Below are 13,216 nucleotides of genomic sequence, written 5' to 3'. Positions count from 1 at the left end.
CACCGACAACGCACCATCCCCGGCCACCAGCCGACTGACACCAGGACACTTCGGTCAGAGAAATCATGAGTCAGGCGCCGGGCCCGGGACAGCACCCGCCGATCCTCTCGCCCGTCGCGGCATCCCCGCACAGAATTATTGAGCATGCTCAGTCCCAGCTCTTGGGACATCCTGGATCTGACTCTGGCCGATCGTTATGCGGCGCAAAGGCCGACATCTTGGTTCAGGTTGCTTCACGACCGGTGCGGCTTCTCCACGGCTGTGTGCGCCACGGGGCAGGGCACCAACGTGTCGGCGTTCGGGTCGATCTGCAGTGGGTGGCCGAGCAGCGGCGCCGCCCGCTGTGGGGCCCTCGATGCTTTCGCAGACGCGGCAGCCGGGCAGCAGGCGACCGGACCGTTCGATTCCCCCAGGAGCCTGCAATGGTCCGCACGGTCGCCGGTTTAGCCAACCGGCGATCGTGGTCTACATTGCGCCCGCCAGCGATTGGATCCGACCCCACCATCCCCGCTGCGACCTCGATCAGGAGCCCACCCCAAAGGACCGACGTAGCCGCGCTGCACTTCCACGCGGTGCACGGCGCCCGCAACCTCACTTGCCTCGCGGGATGAGCTTTGGCGCTCGTTCCCGCCGCCTGACGGTCCCGGGACCTGCTCATACCGATCTGGCCCGCTGTCCTGACCAGGCGAAATGGGCAGATCAGGTGAGGTTGCGCAGACTCGGGGAAGAAGGTGCGGCAACCGACAGGAGGTTGCTGTGAAGGGTGGAGATCTGGAACTGGGCGAGTTGCTGGCCGCTGCGGAAGCGGCCCCGCCCGGTGAGTCCGTCGACGTCGTGGCACACGACCTGCAGAAGCGATTCGGTGCCGAGACCGTGTCCTTCCTGTTCGTCGACCTCATCGGCCAGCGGCTGGTACGCCTCGCCGCGGCGGGCGATGAGCCCGCCGACCCTGGCGAGCCGATCGACCTGCAGGGCAGCGTCTATGACAGCGTCCTGCAGCGCCAGCGCCAGCATGTGGAACCGGACGGCCAGGGCGGCCGGCGCGTCATCACGCCGGTCACCAACCGCGGCGACTGCATCGGCGTCCTGGAGGTGAGCCTGCAGTGCGCGGACGACACCGTGCTGCGACAGGTCCGCGACGCGGCCCACGCACTGGCCTACATCATCGTCACGGACGGGCGCTTCACCGACCTGTACCACCTGGGCCGGCGCACCACCGAGACCAGCCTGGCCGCGGAGATCCAGCACCAGTTGCTTCCCTCGGCCCCCTGCTGCGAGGCCGCCCAGTTCACTCTGGCCGCCGGGCTGGTCCCGGCCGACGACATCGGTGGCGACACCTACGACTACACGCTCGACCGCGACACTCTGCACCTGTCGATCACCGACGCGATGGGCCACGACACGAACTCCGCTCTGTTGGCCACCTTGCTGGTCGGTGCGCTGCGGCGGGCGCGCCGCAGCGGCTGTGACGCCCTCAAGCAGGCCCACCACGCCCACGAGGCCCTGTTGAGCCACAGCCGCGGCCTGGCCACCGGACAGCTGCTGTGCGTCGACCTCGAAACGGGCCTGTGCGAACTGGTCAATGCCGGCCACCCCCGGCCGCTGCTGCTGCGTGACAACGCCGTCGAAGAGGTGGAACTCGCCGTCAACCTGCCCTTCGGTGTGGCGGCGCCCGCCCCCTACCGCCTACAGGAACTGCAGTTGCGTCCCGGGGACCGCCTGGTCCTGCTCACCGACGGCATGCAGGAGCGCGGTGCCGCGGCCGTCGACCTGGCCTCGGTCGTTCACGACACTCGCGCGCTGCACCCGCGAGAAGCCGTCCGGAGCCTGACCGCCGCGGTACTCGACGCCTGCCACGGCAACCTAAAGGACGACGCCACGGTCCTGCTACTGGACTGGCACAGCAATCGCAGCCGGCCGGCCGAAACCAGACCCGCCCCGCAGCGATGAGCCGCAACGGCCTACTCCCTGAGTCCTACTGAGAGCGCCGGCCGGTGACGCACCCTAAAGAGTGTCCTGAACGCGGCCGTTGGCCCTACGAAGCGCGTGTGAGCGTGGAGGGGAGGGCGACTCGGCGGCTGGGGCATTGGGGAAACAACACCTCGGGCCCTTCGCCATCCCACAGCCGACGAAGAGCCATCTGACCGGTGTGATCTACACGGCACAGCGAGCGCGTCTTGCTGATGCGGTCGTGGGCAGGCGTACCAAAGACCTCGCCCCGTATGGAGACCAGTCATGACAACCTCCCGCGCGCAGCGGCCCTCGCCCGAAGACAGACGTGACGACGCCACGATCGCCGGCCTGAAGCAGGAGAACGTACAGTTGCAGCATGCTGTCGGCTCCCACGCGACAGTGGACCAGGCCATAGGCGTCCTCCTCGCGACCCACCGGATTCCGCCGACGGCCGGGTTCCAGGTGCTGCGCGAGGTCTCCCAGCGCACCAACGTCAAGCTGCACAGCATCGCGGAAGCCCTGATCGCCTGGGCAATGGGGCGGCCAATGCCGGAACCAATGGGCCAGGAACTGGACGCGGCGGTGCAGCGGCACCCGTAGCGGGTAGACGCTCCGAGCCAGCAAGCCGACGGGGGGCCTCACGTGTCACACAGCCCCTATGAGCGGGGTGATGGCTGTGGCCGTTTGACCAGGTGGAAGACCTCGCGGGCCGCATAGCGTTTGAGGCAACGGACGATTTCGCGACGGGTCTTGCCCTCCTTGATCCGGCTCTCGTAATAGTCCTGGGTACGCGGGTCGACCCGCAGGCGGGTGAACACGATGCGGTGGAGCGCGGCGTTGGCCTGCCGGTCGCCGCCGCGGTTGAGGCGACGGACCTGCCGGCGTCCCGAGGAACGCTCGACGGGGCTGACCCCGCACAGTGAGGCGAAGGACGCTTCACTGTCCAGCCGTTCCGGGTTGTCCCCCACCGTGATCAGAAGAGCGACCGCCGTGTCCGGACCGATCCCCACCACGTCGAGCAGCTGCGGGGCATGCCGTTCCACAAGCCCGGTCAGACGAGCCTCAACGTCCCGGATCTCCTCGGAGAGCCGGCCGATCCGGTGAGCCAGCAGGCCCAGCGTGATCCGGGTGGCCTGCACCACCGACTCCGCGCCGCCCTCCTCGCGACCATGCGCATCGGTGAACCGTGCGCAGGTACGGAAGAGTTCGGCATTGCCCAGTCCGGCCAGTTCCTCCCGCAAGACGGGGTCCGCAGTGACGAGTACGGCCTTGAGCTGGTTGATGGCCTGCGTGCGGGCTTTGACGGCCGACACTTTCGTGAGTTTGTACATTCTCGCGATCTGCACCGGCCCGTAGCCCGTTTTGGCCCGGGCACGGGCCCGCCCGCTCAACACGGCTCGCGCAGCATTCTGGGCATCGAGCGGATCCGACTTGCCACGCCGACGGCGATCCGCACGGTCCATCCGATTCACGTCAAACACGTCCACGCCCTGGGCCAGCAGATAGCGGGACAACGACGCTCCGTAAGAGCCGGTCCCCTCCACCCCGGCCCGCCTCACGGTTCCCCACTTCCTGGCGCACTTCAGCAGATCGCGGTATCCCGCCGCGGTGGCCGGGAACTCATCGGTGGCAAGGACTGCCCCTGACACGGAGAGCACCGCAGCGACGTGAACATCCCGGTGCGTATCCACTCCCAGCACTACCTCCCCCGCAGGGCGGCGGGTCCGCGGAACCGACGATGTACTGGGCACGGTCGAACTGGACATCCCCGTCCCGTTCCTCCCTTCCGGTCCGATGACGTGTCGCGTTGCCGGTACCGGGCCGCGTCAGACGGTCAGAATCGTGAGGACGCCACAACAATCGGCAGGCCCCTATCGGGACACACCCCGCCGGCCCGGCACCGACAACGCACCATCCCCGGCCAACGGCCGACACCGTGTGATCGAGACGCTTCGGTCAGAGAAATCATGAGTCAGACCCCGGACCCGGGACAGCACCCGCCCATCCTCCCGCCCCTCATCTCGCTACCACGCAGGAACCGCAGGACATGCTCAATCCCCTCCACGCGACACCCCCAACCTGATCCCGACCGAGCACAACAGCGCACGAAGGCGAGCGGCGCGATCAGAGGTCGCCAGCAGCAAGTGCGGCGCATGAACAAGTACGTACTCAAGATCTCCCGGCTCCAGCCGGAGTTCCGCCGCGGCATGCTCCACGCCGTCAACCCAGTCGGCGTGGCCGCCTCCGGCCTGTCCATCGCCATGTACCTCCACGTCCTCGGCGACACCCTCCAGCCGTACTCTCCCGTCGCCGCCGTCATCGCCTTCGTACTCACGCCGCTGATGGCGATCGCCACCAAGGACCGCTACTACCTCCGCCGCACCGACGACGGCATCGGCGAGCCGCTCCGTGACACGGACGGGAACCCCAGCACCGTCACCCTGGACTGCCACGTCTGCCGCCAGCCGTACGAGCGCCCCGACCTGACCGCCTGCGCCACCCACGACGCCGTCGCCTGCTGGGCCTGGCCAACCCGAAAGTGACCAACGGGCGCCCTTCGCCATAGTCGCACCAGTACGCACATCGGATCAGCTAGTAGCTGATCGGGGTAGACCTCACACTCTGCGTGACGAGTAGGGAGCCGCCATCGAGCAGGTGTCACCGCCAAGCTCGAAGGACCGGGGCGGGCGGAGCCTGTGGAGCCGCCGACCGCTCTCGACCTGATGTGCGCCCTGGAGGGGGGGTCTGCCAGGTCCGGCGCGCGGTGGGTGTAGTCGACGGCGGGGTGGACATGCCGCAGTCGGCGTAATGACCCCGCACGGCCGATGTGCGGCGGCGCTCTGTATGAACTGTGCTCGAGAGGGGCACCGTGCCCGTCGCCGGATACGCGCGAGTGGCAGCTCCGGGACGCTGGAGGGAGGGTGGGGTTATGGCGGAAGGCGGCCGGAAGCCTCGTCGGAGCATGCCCGACCGGTCGGAAGGATTCGGTGAGCGGCTGCTGGGCCTGTTGTTGGACCGGGCCCACGAGATGCCGCCGCAGCTGATCGCTCCCCTGGTCGCGGAAGAGGTGGCCAGGATCGGCGGCCGCGAGGTGTCGATCCTGCTGCAGGACTACGGACAGGAACTGCTGGCGCCGCTGCCGGGCAGGGGACTGCTGGTCGGCGGACCCGAGCCGATCGCCGACTCTCCCGCCGGCCGGGCGTTCCTCAACGCGACCCCCGTCGAGGTCCCGCAGGCGAACGGCGTCCGGATATACCTGCCCCTGCTGGACGGCAGCGACCAGGTGGGGGTAATGGCCGTCACCCTGGACACCGTCGACGACGACGACCGGCGCCTGCTGAGCAGGCTCGCCGGACTGGTCGCCGACATCATCGTCACCAAGCACAGCTACACCGACCAGTTCTTCCAGGCCAGACGCCGCGAACCCATGAGCGTCGCGGCGGAGATGCAGTGGTCCCTGCTGCCGCCGCTGGCGATGGCGGTTCCGCAGGTCGCGGTCGCCGGGATCCTGGAGCCCGCCTACAACATCGCCGGTGACAGCTTCGACTACGCCCTCAACGACACTATCCTGCACGCCGCCGTGTTCGACGCGATGGGCCACGGCCTGGAGGCCGCCACGATGGCGACCGTCGCCGTCGGCGCCTACCGGCACGCCCGGCGCGCCCAGGTCGACCTGTCCGAGAAGTACATCTTCATGGACCAGGCCATCGCCCAGATGTTCGGGCCCGAACGATTCGTCACGGCCCAGATGATGCATCTGGACATCGTGGAGGGCAGTCTGCTGTGGGTGAACGCGGGCCACCCGGCTCCGCTGCTGATCCGCGACCACCAGGTCGTGGAGCGGCTGGAGAGCGTGACCACCCTGCCGGTCGGCTTCGGCGGACAACGTCCCATGATCAGCGGGCGACAGCTCCGGCGCGGTGATCGCGTGCTGTTCTACACCGACGGCGTCATCGAGGAGCGCAACCTCGCCGGAGAGACCTTCGGCGAGGACCGTCTCATCAACTGCATCAACAGCATGCAGCCGGCAGAAGAGGGACTACGCGGAGAGCTTCGCCGGCTCTCCCACACCCTCAAGGAAGAACGAGGCGGCCACACCAGCGACGACGCGACGCTCTTCCTGGTCGAGTGGCGCGGGGGCACCGCCGACCACCCGGCCATCCCGGCCTGAGCTTGTCCCACCACCCGAGCGCGGACTCGAAGCAGCGATGCGCAAGACCGTCGGACCCGGGGCTTCGGTATAGCTGTGAGCTTGTCGCGTCTGATGGCTCAACGCACCCCAGCCAGCCGCGTCACTAACCTGCCCGAACAGCACACCTAGACGAGTAAGATCAAACGATCACCGATCGCCTACGACCATTGAAAACTCGGACTCACTCATCTAGCTCTGGTCGGTCAGCACAACTTGAGGCGGATCGTGCTGAGCGAGCGTCATGGAGGTGTTGCCGCGTTCGGCGCTTACGGCGGGCGGTGAGGGGTGGGGGTCGGCTGCGGTCAGTCGGGATCGGAGGTCGGTCAGTTCCCGGGCGTAGGGATCGCGGTGGCCGTCGGTGCGCGGGAGGGTTCCCCACATGGCGCTCCGGGCGTCCAGGGCGGCGACGAAGGCCGCGGTGGGACGCCGGGGTAGCCGTGGAGCAGGGTGCTGTTACCGGTGAGTGCGATGATTCGTGCCAGCGCCGAGGGCGGGTGGTGCAAGCGCAGGGACCCGCCGGCCACGGCAGTGGCCCGCGACGCGTAGAGGAAGGCGTTGAGGCCGGTCACGTCGCAGAAGGTGACCGTGGTCAGGTCGACGTCGACGGCGCGGATGCCGTCGCGCACACATTGACCCAGTGACTGCGCACGATGCCCCCCGTTGTCAGGTCGATCTCACCCGCCAGGGTGATCAACGCCCGGCTGTGCCTGTCGTGCCGGTAGAGGGTCAGCTGTGGAAAGGGCATGGCACCTCGGTTCAGGAGACCGGCCTGGCGGCGCCAAGGGCCGGACATCCGGCTCTTCCTGCGCTCGGTACACGGTCGTGCTCTCGTGCAGAAAGGCGAACGGCCGGTTCAGCAGCCTGTGTTCCAGGCGCAGGGCCGACTGGTTGCCTCGGGGGATGCGCCGGCGATCGGACGAAGTCCACTACCGCAGACATCTGTGCCAACAGCAACGCGCATCGGGATCTGGGGCAGAGCCGTTGTGCAGGGGGTTCACGTCTCGGTGCGGTGCCACGGCCAGAGCCGCCACCGCCGGGAACGGCCGGAGGGCAAGGTCGGCATGCGATCAGCGTGGCGCGTGGTGAAGAGCTGCATCAGGAGCACGCCCAGGGCGACGCCCACCGTCGTGACGGTCTCCACGCCTCACCTTCCTTCTGCCGGGGTGGGCACGTGGTCGATGACCGCTCCGGCAGAGGCATGTGAGGCCGGGCGGCGGGCGTCATGCCCGCCTTCGGAGTCCCAGACCGCCTCCCGGAGCGAGTCCGAGCCGGCCGCTTCCTCTGCCGCGATCCGGAAGCGTTCGGCCTCATGGATCAGACCGGTCGCCGTGAGACTTCGCGACGGGTCGGTGGCCGTGGCCATCAGCCGGGCGGCGATGGCCGGTTCTGTCTCCGGTGGGATCACCAGCAGGTCCCAGCGGCCGATGGTGTAGGAGAGCAGCAATAGCTTGTGCGGGTCTTGCTCGGCTTCGAACCAGCCGACGTGCACCACGTGCCCTTGGACGGGCACCTTTCGCGGGATGACCGGCCAGAACGTGGGGTTCACCGTTACTCGGGTGATCCGCCCCCACAGAGGGTCGAGGATCTCGATGAGTGCCGGAAGCTCCGCAGCCAGGTCGCGGGAGCGGGGCCACCAGGCACCGTCGATCAGGACCGGGGTGGTCTCGCCAGGTGCCAGTACGAGTCGGGGCGGCAACGCAGAAGGGGCCCGCTCTTCGACCGCGGGCGTCAGCAGAATGGTCGCGGTCATGATGCGGACCCAACCCCGGGCCGGTCACGGCCGACCCGGTTGTCATGAATCGCCGAGAACGACCCGGCATGGAAGCCGCTGTACGAAATGCTCTCGGTAATCACCAGGGTACTCCTCGCCGAGGCCCGGCGGACCGAGAGGGAGTGACGGGTTGAACGGAGCACGAGCAACACCTCTCACGTAACGCAGCCAAGGAGTGCTGGGCCAGGGCGCGCGCCATCAGCGTGAGACCGATCCGGTTACGACGTGCCCCGCCGCCCGCAGCGCACTCCCGTGGGTAGCGGCGGCCGCTTCGCGGAATGCGGAGACGTCTCCAGGGCCCGCCCCGGCGTGTACGGAGTACCGCGGATACCACCGAGGGCATTTCGCACACTGGCTTCCACGCCGGGTCGTTCTCGGCGAGAGATGGAGCCCGGGTCGCTGTACGGGCGGCCCGGAGACGGGTTCTCATGATGTCGGCGACCTTGCCCCAACCCCTGCCACACCACGAGCCAGTCGCAGCCCCGGCCGCGCGTCTCGCGCTGAAGACCGACGGCACGTCCCGCGGCCTCTTGGACAAGCCACGTAGCGCCGATTATTGATGAGGCCGTTGCCCTTGGCAGGATGGGCGCCATGACCGAGATCCGTACACCCCGCCTCCTCCTGCGTCGCTGGCATGACGACGACCTCGCGCCGATGGCGGACATCAACTCGGACCCGCGGGTCATGCGCTGGGTCGACGACGGCTCGGTGCGCGATCTGGACCACACGGTAGAGGCCATCGAGCGGTGGGAGGAGGAGTGGGACGATGAGGGCTTTGGACTCTTTGCCGTCGAGCTGCTGGCTTCGGGTGAGCTGGCCGGCTTCACGGGTCTGTCCGTGCCTGAGTTCCTGCCGGAGGTACTGCCTGCCGTGGCGATCAGCTGGCGGCTCGGCTCACAGTTCTGGGGTCAGGGATACGCATCCGAAGCCGCCCATGCCACGCTGGAGTTCGCGCTCCAGGACCGCGGCCTCGACCGCGTCATCAGTATTCACCGGGTGGGTGACGACGCCTCGGAGAACGTCATCCGCAAGCTCGGCATGGTGCCGGAGCGGGAGACAGCGCACCCGGTGTACGGCTCTCCGCTGCGCGTTCACACCATCGATCTCACCGAGTTCCAGGCGTGAACCGGCCGAGCCGTCGATCGCCACAAGACAACCGACCTCTGTCCATACGTCCCTGCCCACATTGATCGCCACGGAGTGGACACCCAGGCGAGAGACGTTGCTTTCAGAGTGGAGGGCGACCGGGCATGGATCCAGCGCATCTGCATGGCGCCCGGTTGGCGGCAGCGCGGGCTGGGCGGTGCCCTGATCACAGCCCTTGAGCAACGGCTGCCTCCGACGGCGTCCGGGCGGTGCACGCCGTCCCGCCCGAGGACGAGACGCCACCGCTCTGCGCAACTGCGACTTCGGCGCCCGCTCCGGACTGGTCTGCTTCGAGAAACGCGGGCCGGTGACCCCACAGTCCGTCGGCACGCTGTCCTCGCTCGGAACGCAGCTGCCGCCCGGCGGACTGTGGCAGAAGGTTGCGGGCACGCAGAACGAGAGGCGGCTCATCGAGAGCCCCCTGGTCCTGCCGCTAGCCCATCCCGAACTGGCCGCACAGCACAGGGTGGAACTGCCCCGGCGGTGATGCTGTTCCGCCCGCCCGGGACCGGCAAGAGCACGTTGGCGCACGCGATCGCCAGCGGCCTGGGCTGGCCCTTCCTCGAACTGTTCCCCGCACGTCTGGCCGGCGAACGCGGCGGCGCGGACGCGACCGCTGTCGGCGTCGTCGACGAAATGCTCAAGGCGATCGTCCGGTTCCGGAGCCAGGACGGGCGGCCCCTCGTCTGCGCCACGAACAACCTGACCACGCTCGACCCCGCCTTTCTGCGGCACGGCCGCTTCGACTACGTGCTGCCGATCGGCCCTCCCGACCACACCGCCAGGACCGCGCTGTGGGAGAGCTACCTAGCCCGAGCCGGCGCGCGGGCGGACAGCGCGGTACTCGCGTCCGCCAACGAGGGGTTCACCCCCGCCGACATCGCCCGCGCGGCGCGAACCGTCTCCCAGGCCCAGTTCGAGCGCACCTTCGACACCGGAACCAGGACCGCCCCCACCACCGACGACTACCTGGACACGATCCGCGACACCAGGGCCACGGTCAGCGCCGCCATGGCCCAGGAATTCGCCCAGCAGACGCAGAAGTTCGCCCGCATCTAGCGTCTTGGCCGGCGGGGAGTCGATCTGCGACGGAGGTGTCAGGCCGGCGTAGGTGGCGTGTCGCTGCCGGTATCGATGAGGATCTGTTTGGCCTCGGTGACGTTGTCGGCTCGTACCGCCCTGGCCATCGCGTCGCGTGCAGCGTCGGGCGACATGTCCGGTGGGACCAACAACAGGGAGAAAAGGTCCCGGTCGCCTCGGGTGATGAGGACGGTGTCGTCACCGACCGGGAAGGAGTCGATGTGCACGACTCGGCCGTCAACCATCACCCGGGTCGGCAGTTCGTCCCAGGCACCGCCGTCCAGGCCGACCCGGGTGACAGGCCCGAGATGCTCGCTCAACGCGGAGATAAGCGAGGGGAGCTCGGCACCGATGTCCCGGGACCGCGGCCACCATGCGCCGTCCAGGATTGCCTCGCGTGCGTGTGTCGTCTCCAGCCTCAGCAGGGCCGTCCCGGGTTTCACCGACCGGTGGACGGCGTCCGGCAGGAGCCTGGGGAGGCCGGGGGTGTCGGAGTCGGCCATGGTGTCCGTCCGTCCGCAGAGAGCTGTGCGACTGCAGGGCGTGCGACCGCCGCACGAAGTGATCCTGCCACCTCACCGTACTGCGCACGACGCTCAAGCGAGCGCTTCGCCGCAGGCGGTACCGGAGACAGGCAACGGCTCCGGCGTATACCCGCCGGAGCCGCCCTTCCGGGTCCTTGCACGTGAGCGTGCGCCGACCCGCTTTCCACATTACGCCAAAGGGATTACTCCGGCATAAGCACTCCTTGCGAAGGTCACTGCGGTCCGAGAAGCCGACGCGGCGGCTCAGCTTCGCCCTTCCTCTTCTGTCTCCATCTGCCGGATCCCCTGGTGTGTGAGCGTGATCATCGCGGGCGTGTTGCCCCTCGCCCAGTCCACGACGACCCAGCCTTCGCCCGCCAGGTACGTACAGGCAGCCGCCATGTCCTGCTCAGGGATACCGAGATCGTTGCGGAGCTTCGCCCCATCGACGCCCAGGAGGCGATTGCCTTCGGCGGCTTGGTACAGAGCCTGCATGATCCTCTCGCGGTACGTCTTCCGGTCTCGCAATATCGCCATGACGCGCCTTCCTCTACTGCCCACCGTCGGGCCGAAGCCGATGTCATCCGCGGCCGCCGTCGCGGTGGGGCGCGTCGGAACGCTCGCGTCCGCCGACGACCGACGGTGCCTCCGGGGCCGACGCCCGATCCCCGGCAGAACTTCGCTGTAGTGGAAGGCAGCGATCCGTTCGTCGTGCTGACCGTTGAGCTGGTGGATCAGAGCGACTCCGACGGCGATCAGGACGAGCAGCACGGCCACGGCGATGACGAGCACGGGATCTCACCTCCGCCGACCGGCGGGCGAAGGCCCCGCCGAGCCGATGGGCCGGGGCAGGGACGACGGTCGACCTGCTCCGCCGTCGGCCTCCCAGGCTTCCTCCCTGTTTCGTGCATCGATCCCGTCTGCCGCTTGCTCCCGGGCCGGGACATCGATGCCGTCGCCGGCCATCAGCTGCGAGGCGGCATCCGCACCGGATTCCGGCGGAATCACCAGCACGTCCCGGCGGCCGTCAGCGGAGAAGAGAGTGAGTCTGTGCGGATCCTGCTCCTCGGTGGACCAGTCCACCTGCACGGTGCGCCCGGCGTCGGACACCCAGTGCGGCAGGACGGGCCAGTAGGCCGGGTGCACGGTGACACCCGTGATACGACCCCAGACATCGCCCAATGCGGCCGTCAAGGACGGCAGCTCACGCGTGAGGGCACGGGAGCGGGGCCACCACATGCCGTCCAGCCCGCCCGGCGCGGGTATCAAGGACAGCCGGGCCGTCGGCGGCGGCGTGCGCCTGCCCGATGTCGTACGGTCAATGGTCACGGCCATGGCGCGGACCTGTCCCCGGGCTCGTGGGTGCGGCCCGGCGCTGTCGATCACCGGGAACGGCACCCGCAGCGGAGCCGGTGCGCGAAGAACTCCCGGTTTCTTCACACTACTCCGCTCACCGGCCCGAAAAGCCCGGGATGGCCAGGTAGTTTCCTGCCTTCGGGACCTGGTCGCCGGTGCCGATGCCGGTCAGAGCCAGTCCTTGCGCTTGAACGTCAGATACAGCAATGCGGACAGGAGCACGATGACGGCGGCGGAGGTGATGAATCCCGACTCGTGGCCGAAACCGGGATAGGGGAGGTTCTGGCCGTAGTAGCCGGTGATCGCGGTGGGAACGGCGATGATCGCGGCCCAGCTCGTCACCTTCTTCATGATCAGATTCATGCTGTTGGCCTGGACCGAGAGGTTCGTCTCCATGACCGAGGCCACCAGGTCCCGCAGTGATTCCGTCCACTCGGTCGCACGCAGCACGTGGTCGTAGACGTCCTGGTAGTACGGGACGAGAGGGTCGGTGATCAGATGCAGGCCGGGGCGCATGAGCCCGTTGACCACCTCGCGCATCGGAAGCACGACGCGGCGCAGCCGGACGAGCGACTTACGCAGTGCGAAGACCCGGCGCTGCACGGCTTCGATCTCACGGCGCCCGGCCGCGAAGAGCAGGCCCTCCAGCTCCTCGATGCTGTCGTCCAGTTGCTGGACGGCGGCGAAGTGTCCGTCCACGAGATGGTCGAGCAGGCCGTGCAGCAGGAATCCGACGCCGTGGCCGGCCAGGTCCGGGCTCTCGTCCCAGCGTGCGACGACGCCCTCGATGTCGAGGCCGTCGTCCTTGCGGACGGTGATCATGGCCTGGCCGGTGAGGAATACAGCGATCTCGCTGTACGTCAGCTGCGCACCGTCCGGGCTGACGGTCACGGCATAGGCGCTGAGGAACTCGTGGGTGCGATAGCGGTCGAGTTTCGGCCGCTGTCCACGCTGGGCGGCATCCTCCAGAGCCAGTTCGTGGATGCCGAACTCCTGACCAAGCATGGTGAGTTCGGCGGCTCCGGGCCGGTGCAGGTCCAGCCACAGGACCGACGCCGGATCAGCGAGATGCGCAGGGACGTCACCGACGGGAAAGTCCTCCAGGACCAGAGTGCCGTCGTGATACAGCCGGGTACGCGTCACCATGGCCCGAGGCTAGTGTCTTACTCCCCTCTCATGCCGCTTCGCCCCGAT

Annotated in this window: 16 protein-coding genes and 1 pseudogene; 7 read left to right on the top strand and 10 right to left on the bottom strand. The window is 68.3% G+C overall.

Annotated elements, in window-relative coordinates; translation table 11 throughout:
• Positions 1-756 precede the first annotated feature (756 nt).
• Together ABZ016_RS20080 and ABZ016_RS20075 are read left to right on the top strand one after the other, a co-directional pair.
• The gene (locus tag ABZ016_RS20080) at positions 757-1,950 is read left to right on the top strand and encodes a PP2C family protein-serine/threonine phosphatase (RefSeq protein WP_356917973.1); all 1,194 of its coding nucleotides are present in this window, start codon (positions 757-759) and stop codon (positions 1,948-1,950) included.
• Between the two features lie 285 nt (positions 1,951-2,235).
• Positions 2,236-2,553 carry an ANTAR domain-containing protein gene (locus ABZ016_RS20075; protein WP_356917972.1) on the top strand — a complete coding sequence of 106 codons (318 nt, stop codon included), beginning with the start codon at positions 2,236-2,238 and terminating at the stop codon, positions 2,551-2,553.
• A gap of 56 nt (positions 2,554-2,609) precedes the next feature.
• On the opposite strand, the gene ABZ016_RS20070 is transcribed toward ABZ016_RS20075, so the two are convergent.
• A complete protein-coding gene (locus ABZ016_RS20070; RefSeq protein WP_356917971.1) occupies positions 2,610-3,719 on the bottom strand; it encodes an IS110 family transposase in 1,110 nt (369 codons plus the stop codon).
• 387 nt (positions 3,720-4,106) lie between these two features.
• Here ABZ016_RS20070 and ABZ016_RS20065 point away from each other — a divergent pair.
• Together ABZ016_RS20065 and ABZ016_RS20060 are read left to right on the top strand one after the other, a co-directional pair.
• A pseudogene (locus tag ABZ016_RS20065) lies at positions 4,107-4,496 on the top strand (allantoin permease); the annotation flags it as partial.
• Positions 4,497-4,882: 386 nt separating this feature from the next.
• Entirely contained in the window at positions 4,883-6,124 is a 1,242-nt protein-coding gene (locus tag ABZ016_RS20060) for a PP2C family protein-serine/threonine phosphatase (protein WP_356917970.1), read from the top strand.
• 210 nt (positions 6,125-6,334) lie between these two features.
• Here the strand turns inward: ABZ016_RS20060 and ABZ016_RS20055 are convergent, their stop codons facing one another.
• From ABZ016_RS20055 to ABZ016_RS20035, 5 genes are all read right to left on the bottom strand, one after another.
• A complete protein-coding gene (locus ABZ016_RS20055; protein ID WP_356918030.1) occupies positions 6,335-6,526 on the bottom strand; it encodes a hypothetical protein in 192 nt (63 codons plus the stop codon).
• Entirely contained in the window at positions 6,469-6,771 is a 303-nt protein-coding gene (locus ABZ016_RS20050; protein WP_356917969.1) for an STAS domain-containing protein, read from the bottom strand. The genes ABZ016_RS20055 and ABZ016_RS20050 overlap by 58 nt, the downstream gene beginning before the upstream one ends.
• Positions 6,735-6,890, bottom strand: a complete 156-nt coding sequence (locus tag ABZ016_RS20045) for a hypothetical protein (RefSeq protein WP_356918029.1) — start codon at positions 6,888-6,890, stop codon at positions 6,735-6,737. Before ABZ016_RS20045 ends, ABZ016_RS20050 begins: the two co-directional genes overlap by 37 nt.
• Before the next feature lie 249 nt (positions 6,891-7,139).
• On the bottom strand, positions 7,140-7,286 hold the full coding sequence (locus tag ABZ016_RS20040; protein WP_356917968.1) for a hypothetical protein: 147 nt from the start codon (positions 7,284-7,286) through the stop codon (positions 7,140-7,142).
• Between the two features lie 3 nt (positions 7,287-7,289).
• Positions 7,290-7,895: a DUF5994 family protein gene (locus ABZ016_RS20035; RefSeq protein WP_356917967.1), complete on the bottom strand. Its 606-nt coding sequence runs from the start codon at positions 7,893-7,895 to the stop codon at positions 7,290-7,292.
• Between the two features lie 612 nt (positions 7,896-8,507).
• On the opposite strand from ABZ016_RS20035, the gene ABZ016_RS20030 reads away from it, so the two are divergent.
• The 3 genes from ABZ016_RS20030 to ABZ016_RS20020 all read left to right on the top strand — a co-directional run bounded on the left by ABZ016_RS20030 (position 8,508) and on the right by ABZ016_RS20020 (position 10,121).
• Complete coding sequence (locus ABZ016_RS20030) at positions 8,508-9,041, top strand: GNAT family N-acetyltransferase (RefSeq protein WP_356917966.1); 534 nt, start codon at positions 8,508-8,510, stop codon at positions 9,039-9,041.
• A 328-nt stretch (positions 9,042-9,369) separates the two neighbouring features.
• The gene (locus tag ABZ016_RS20025) at positions 9,370-9,549 is read left to right on the top strand and encodes a hypothetical protein (RefSeq protein WP_356917965.1); all 180 of its coding nucleotides are present in this window, start codon (positions 9,370-9,372) and stop codon (positions 9,547-9,549) included.
• Entirely contained in the window at positions 9,549-10,121 is a 573-nt protein-coding gene (locus ABZ016_RS20020) for an ATP-binding protein (RefSeq protein WP_356918025.1), read from the top strand. The genes ABZ016_RS20025 and ABZ016_RS20020 overlap by 1 nt, the downstream gene beginning before the upstream one ends.
• 38 nt (positions 10,122-10,159) lie before the next feature.
• Here the strand turns inward: ABZ016_RS20020 and ABZ016_RS20015 are convergent, their stop codons facing one another.
• From ABZ016_RS20015 to ABZ016_RS20000, 4 genes are all read right to left on the bottom strand, one after another.
• On the bottom strand, positions 10,160-10,645 hold the full coding sequence (locus ABZ016_RS20015) for a DUF5994 family protein (RefSeq protein WP_356917964.1): 486 nt from the start codon (positions 10,643-10,645) through the stop codon (positions 10,160-10,162).
• A gap of 285 nt (positions 10,646-10,930) precedes the next feature.
• Positions 10,931-11,203, bottom strand: coding sequence for a hypothetical protein (locus ABZ016_RS20010; protein WP_037673951.1), 273 nt, complete (start codon positions 11,201-11,203; stop codon positions 10,931-10,933).
• A 261-nt stretch (positions 11,204-11,464) separates the two neighbouring features.
• Positions 11,465-12,001 (bottom strand): DUF5994 family protein, encoded by a 537-nt coding sequence (locus ABZ016_RS20005; protein WP_356917963.1) that lies wholly within the window; start codon positions 11,999-12,001, stop codon positions 11,465-11,467.
• A 189-nt stretch (positions 12,002-12,190) separates the two neighbouring features.
• A complete protein-coding gene (locus tag ABZ016_RS20000) occupies positions 12,191-13,168 on the bottom strand; it encodes a magnesium transporter CorA family protein (RefSeq protein ID WP_356917962.1) in 978 nt (325 codons plus the stop codon).
• Positions 13,169-13,216 lie beyond the last annotated feature (48 nt).

The organism is Streptomyces sp. NPDC006372, from assembly GCF_040612515.1.
In the GTDB taxonomy this organism is placed as follows: domain Bacteria; phylum Actinomycetota; class Actinomycetes; order Streptomycetales; family Streptomycetaceae; genus Streptomyces.
Note: the sequence above shows the minus strand (reverse complement) of the source record. Positions and strands in the feature narration are given on the sequence as shown.

Excerpts from the sequence above, each read along its gene's own strand:
- ABZ016_RS20005 (WP_356917963.1), bottom strand. The coding sequence starts at position 12,001 with ATGGCCGTGACCATTGACCGTACGACATCGGGCAGGCGCACGCCGCCG.
- ABZ016_RS20075 (WP_356917972.1), top strand. The coding sequence starts at position 2,236 with ATGACAACCTCCCGCGCGCAGCGGCCCTCGCCCGAAGACAGACGTGAC.
- ABZ016_RS20035 (WP_356917967.1), bottom strand. The coding sequence starts at position 7,895 with ATGACCGCGACCATTCTGCTGACGCCCGCGGTCGAAGAGCGGGCCCCT.
- ABZ016_RS20000 (WP_356917962.1), bottom strand. The coding sequence starts at position 13,168 with ATGGTGACGCGTACCCGGCTGTATCACGACGGCACTCTGGTCCTGGAG.
- ABZ016_RS20010 (WP_037673951.1), bottom strand. The coding sequence starts at position 11,203 with ATGGCGATATTGCGAGACCGGAAGACGTACCGCGAGAGGATCATGCAG.
- ABZ016_RS20030 (WP_356917966.1), top strand. The coding sequence starts at position 8,508 with ATGACCGAGATCCGTACACCCCGCCTCCTCCTGCGTCGCTGGCATGAC.
- ABZ016_RS20060 (WP_356917970.1), top strand. The coding sequence starts at position 4,883 with ATGGCGGAAGGCGGCCGGAAGCCTCGTCGGAGCATGCCCGACCGGTCG.
- ABZ016_RS20020 (WP_356918025.1), top strand. The coding sequence starts at position 9,549 with ATGCTGTTCCGCCCGCCCGGGACCGGCAAGAGCACGTTGGCGCACGCG.
- ABZ016_RS20015 (WP_356917964.1), bottom strand. The coding sequence starts at position 10,645 with ATGGCCGACTCCGACACCCCCGGCCTCCCCAGGCTCCTGCCGGACGCC.
- ABZ016_RS20045 (WP_356918029.1), bottom strand. The coding sequence starts at position 6,890 with ATGCCCTTTCCACAGCTGACCCTCTACCGGCACGACAGGCACAGCCGG.
- ABZ016_RS20055 (WP_356918030.1), bottom strand. The coding sequence starts at position 6,526 with ATGTGGGGAACCCTCCCGCGCACCGACGGCCACCGCGATCCCTACGCC.
- ABZ016_RS20070 (WP_356917971.1), bottom strand. The coding sequence starts at position 3,719 with ATGTCCAGTTCGACCGTGCCCAGTACATCGTCGGTTCCGCGGACCCGC.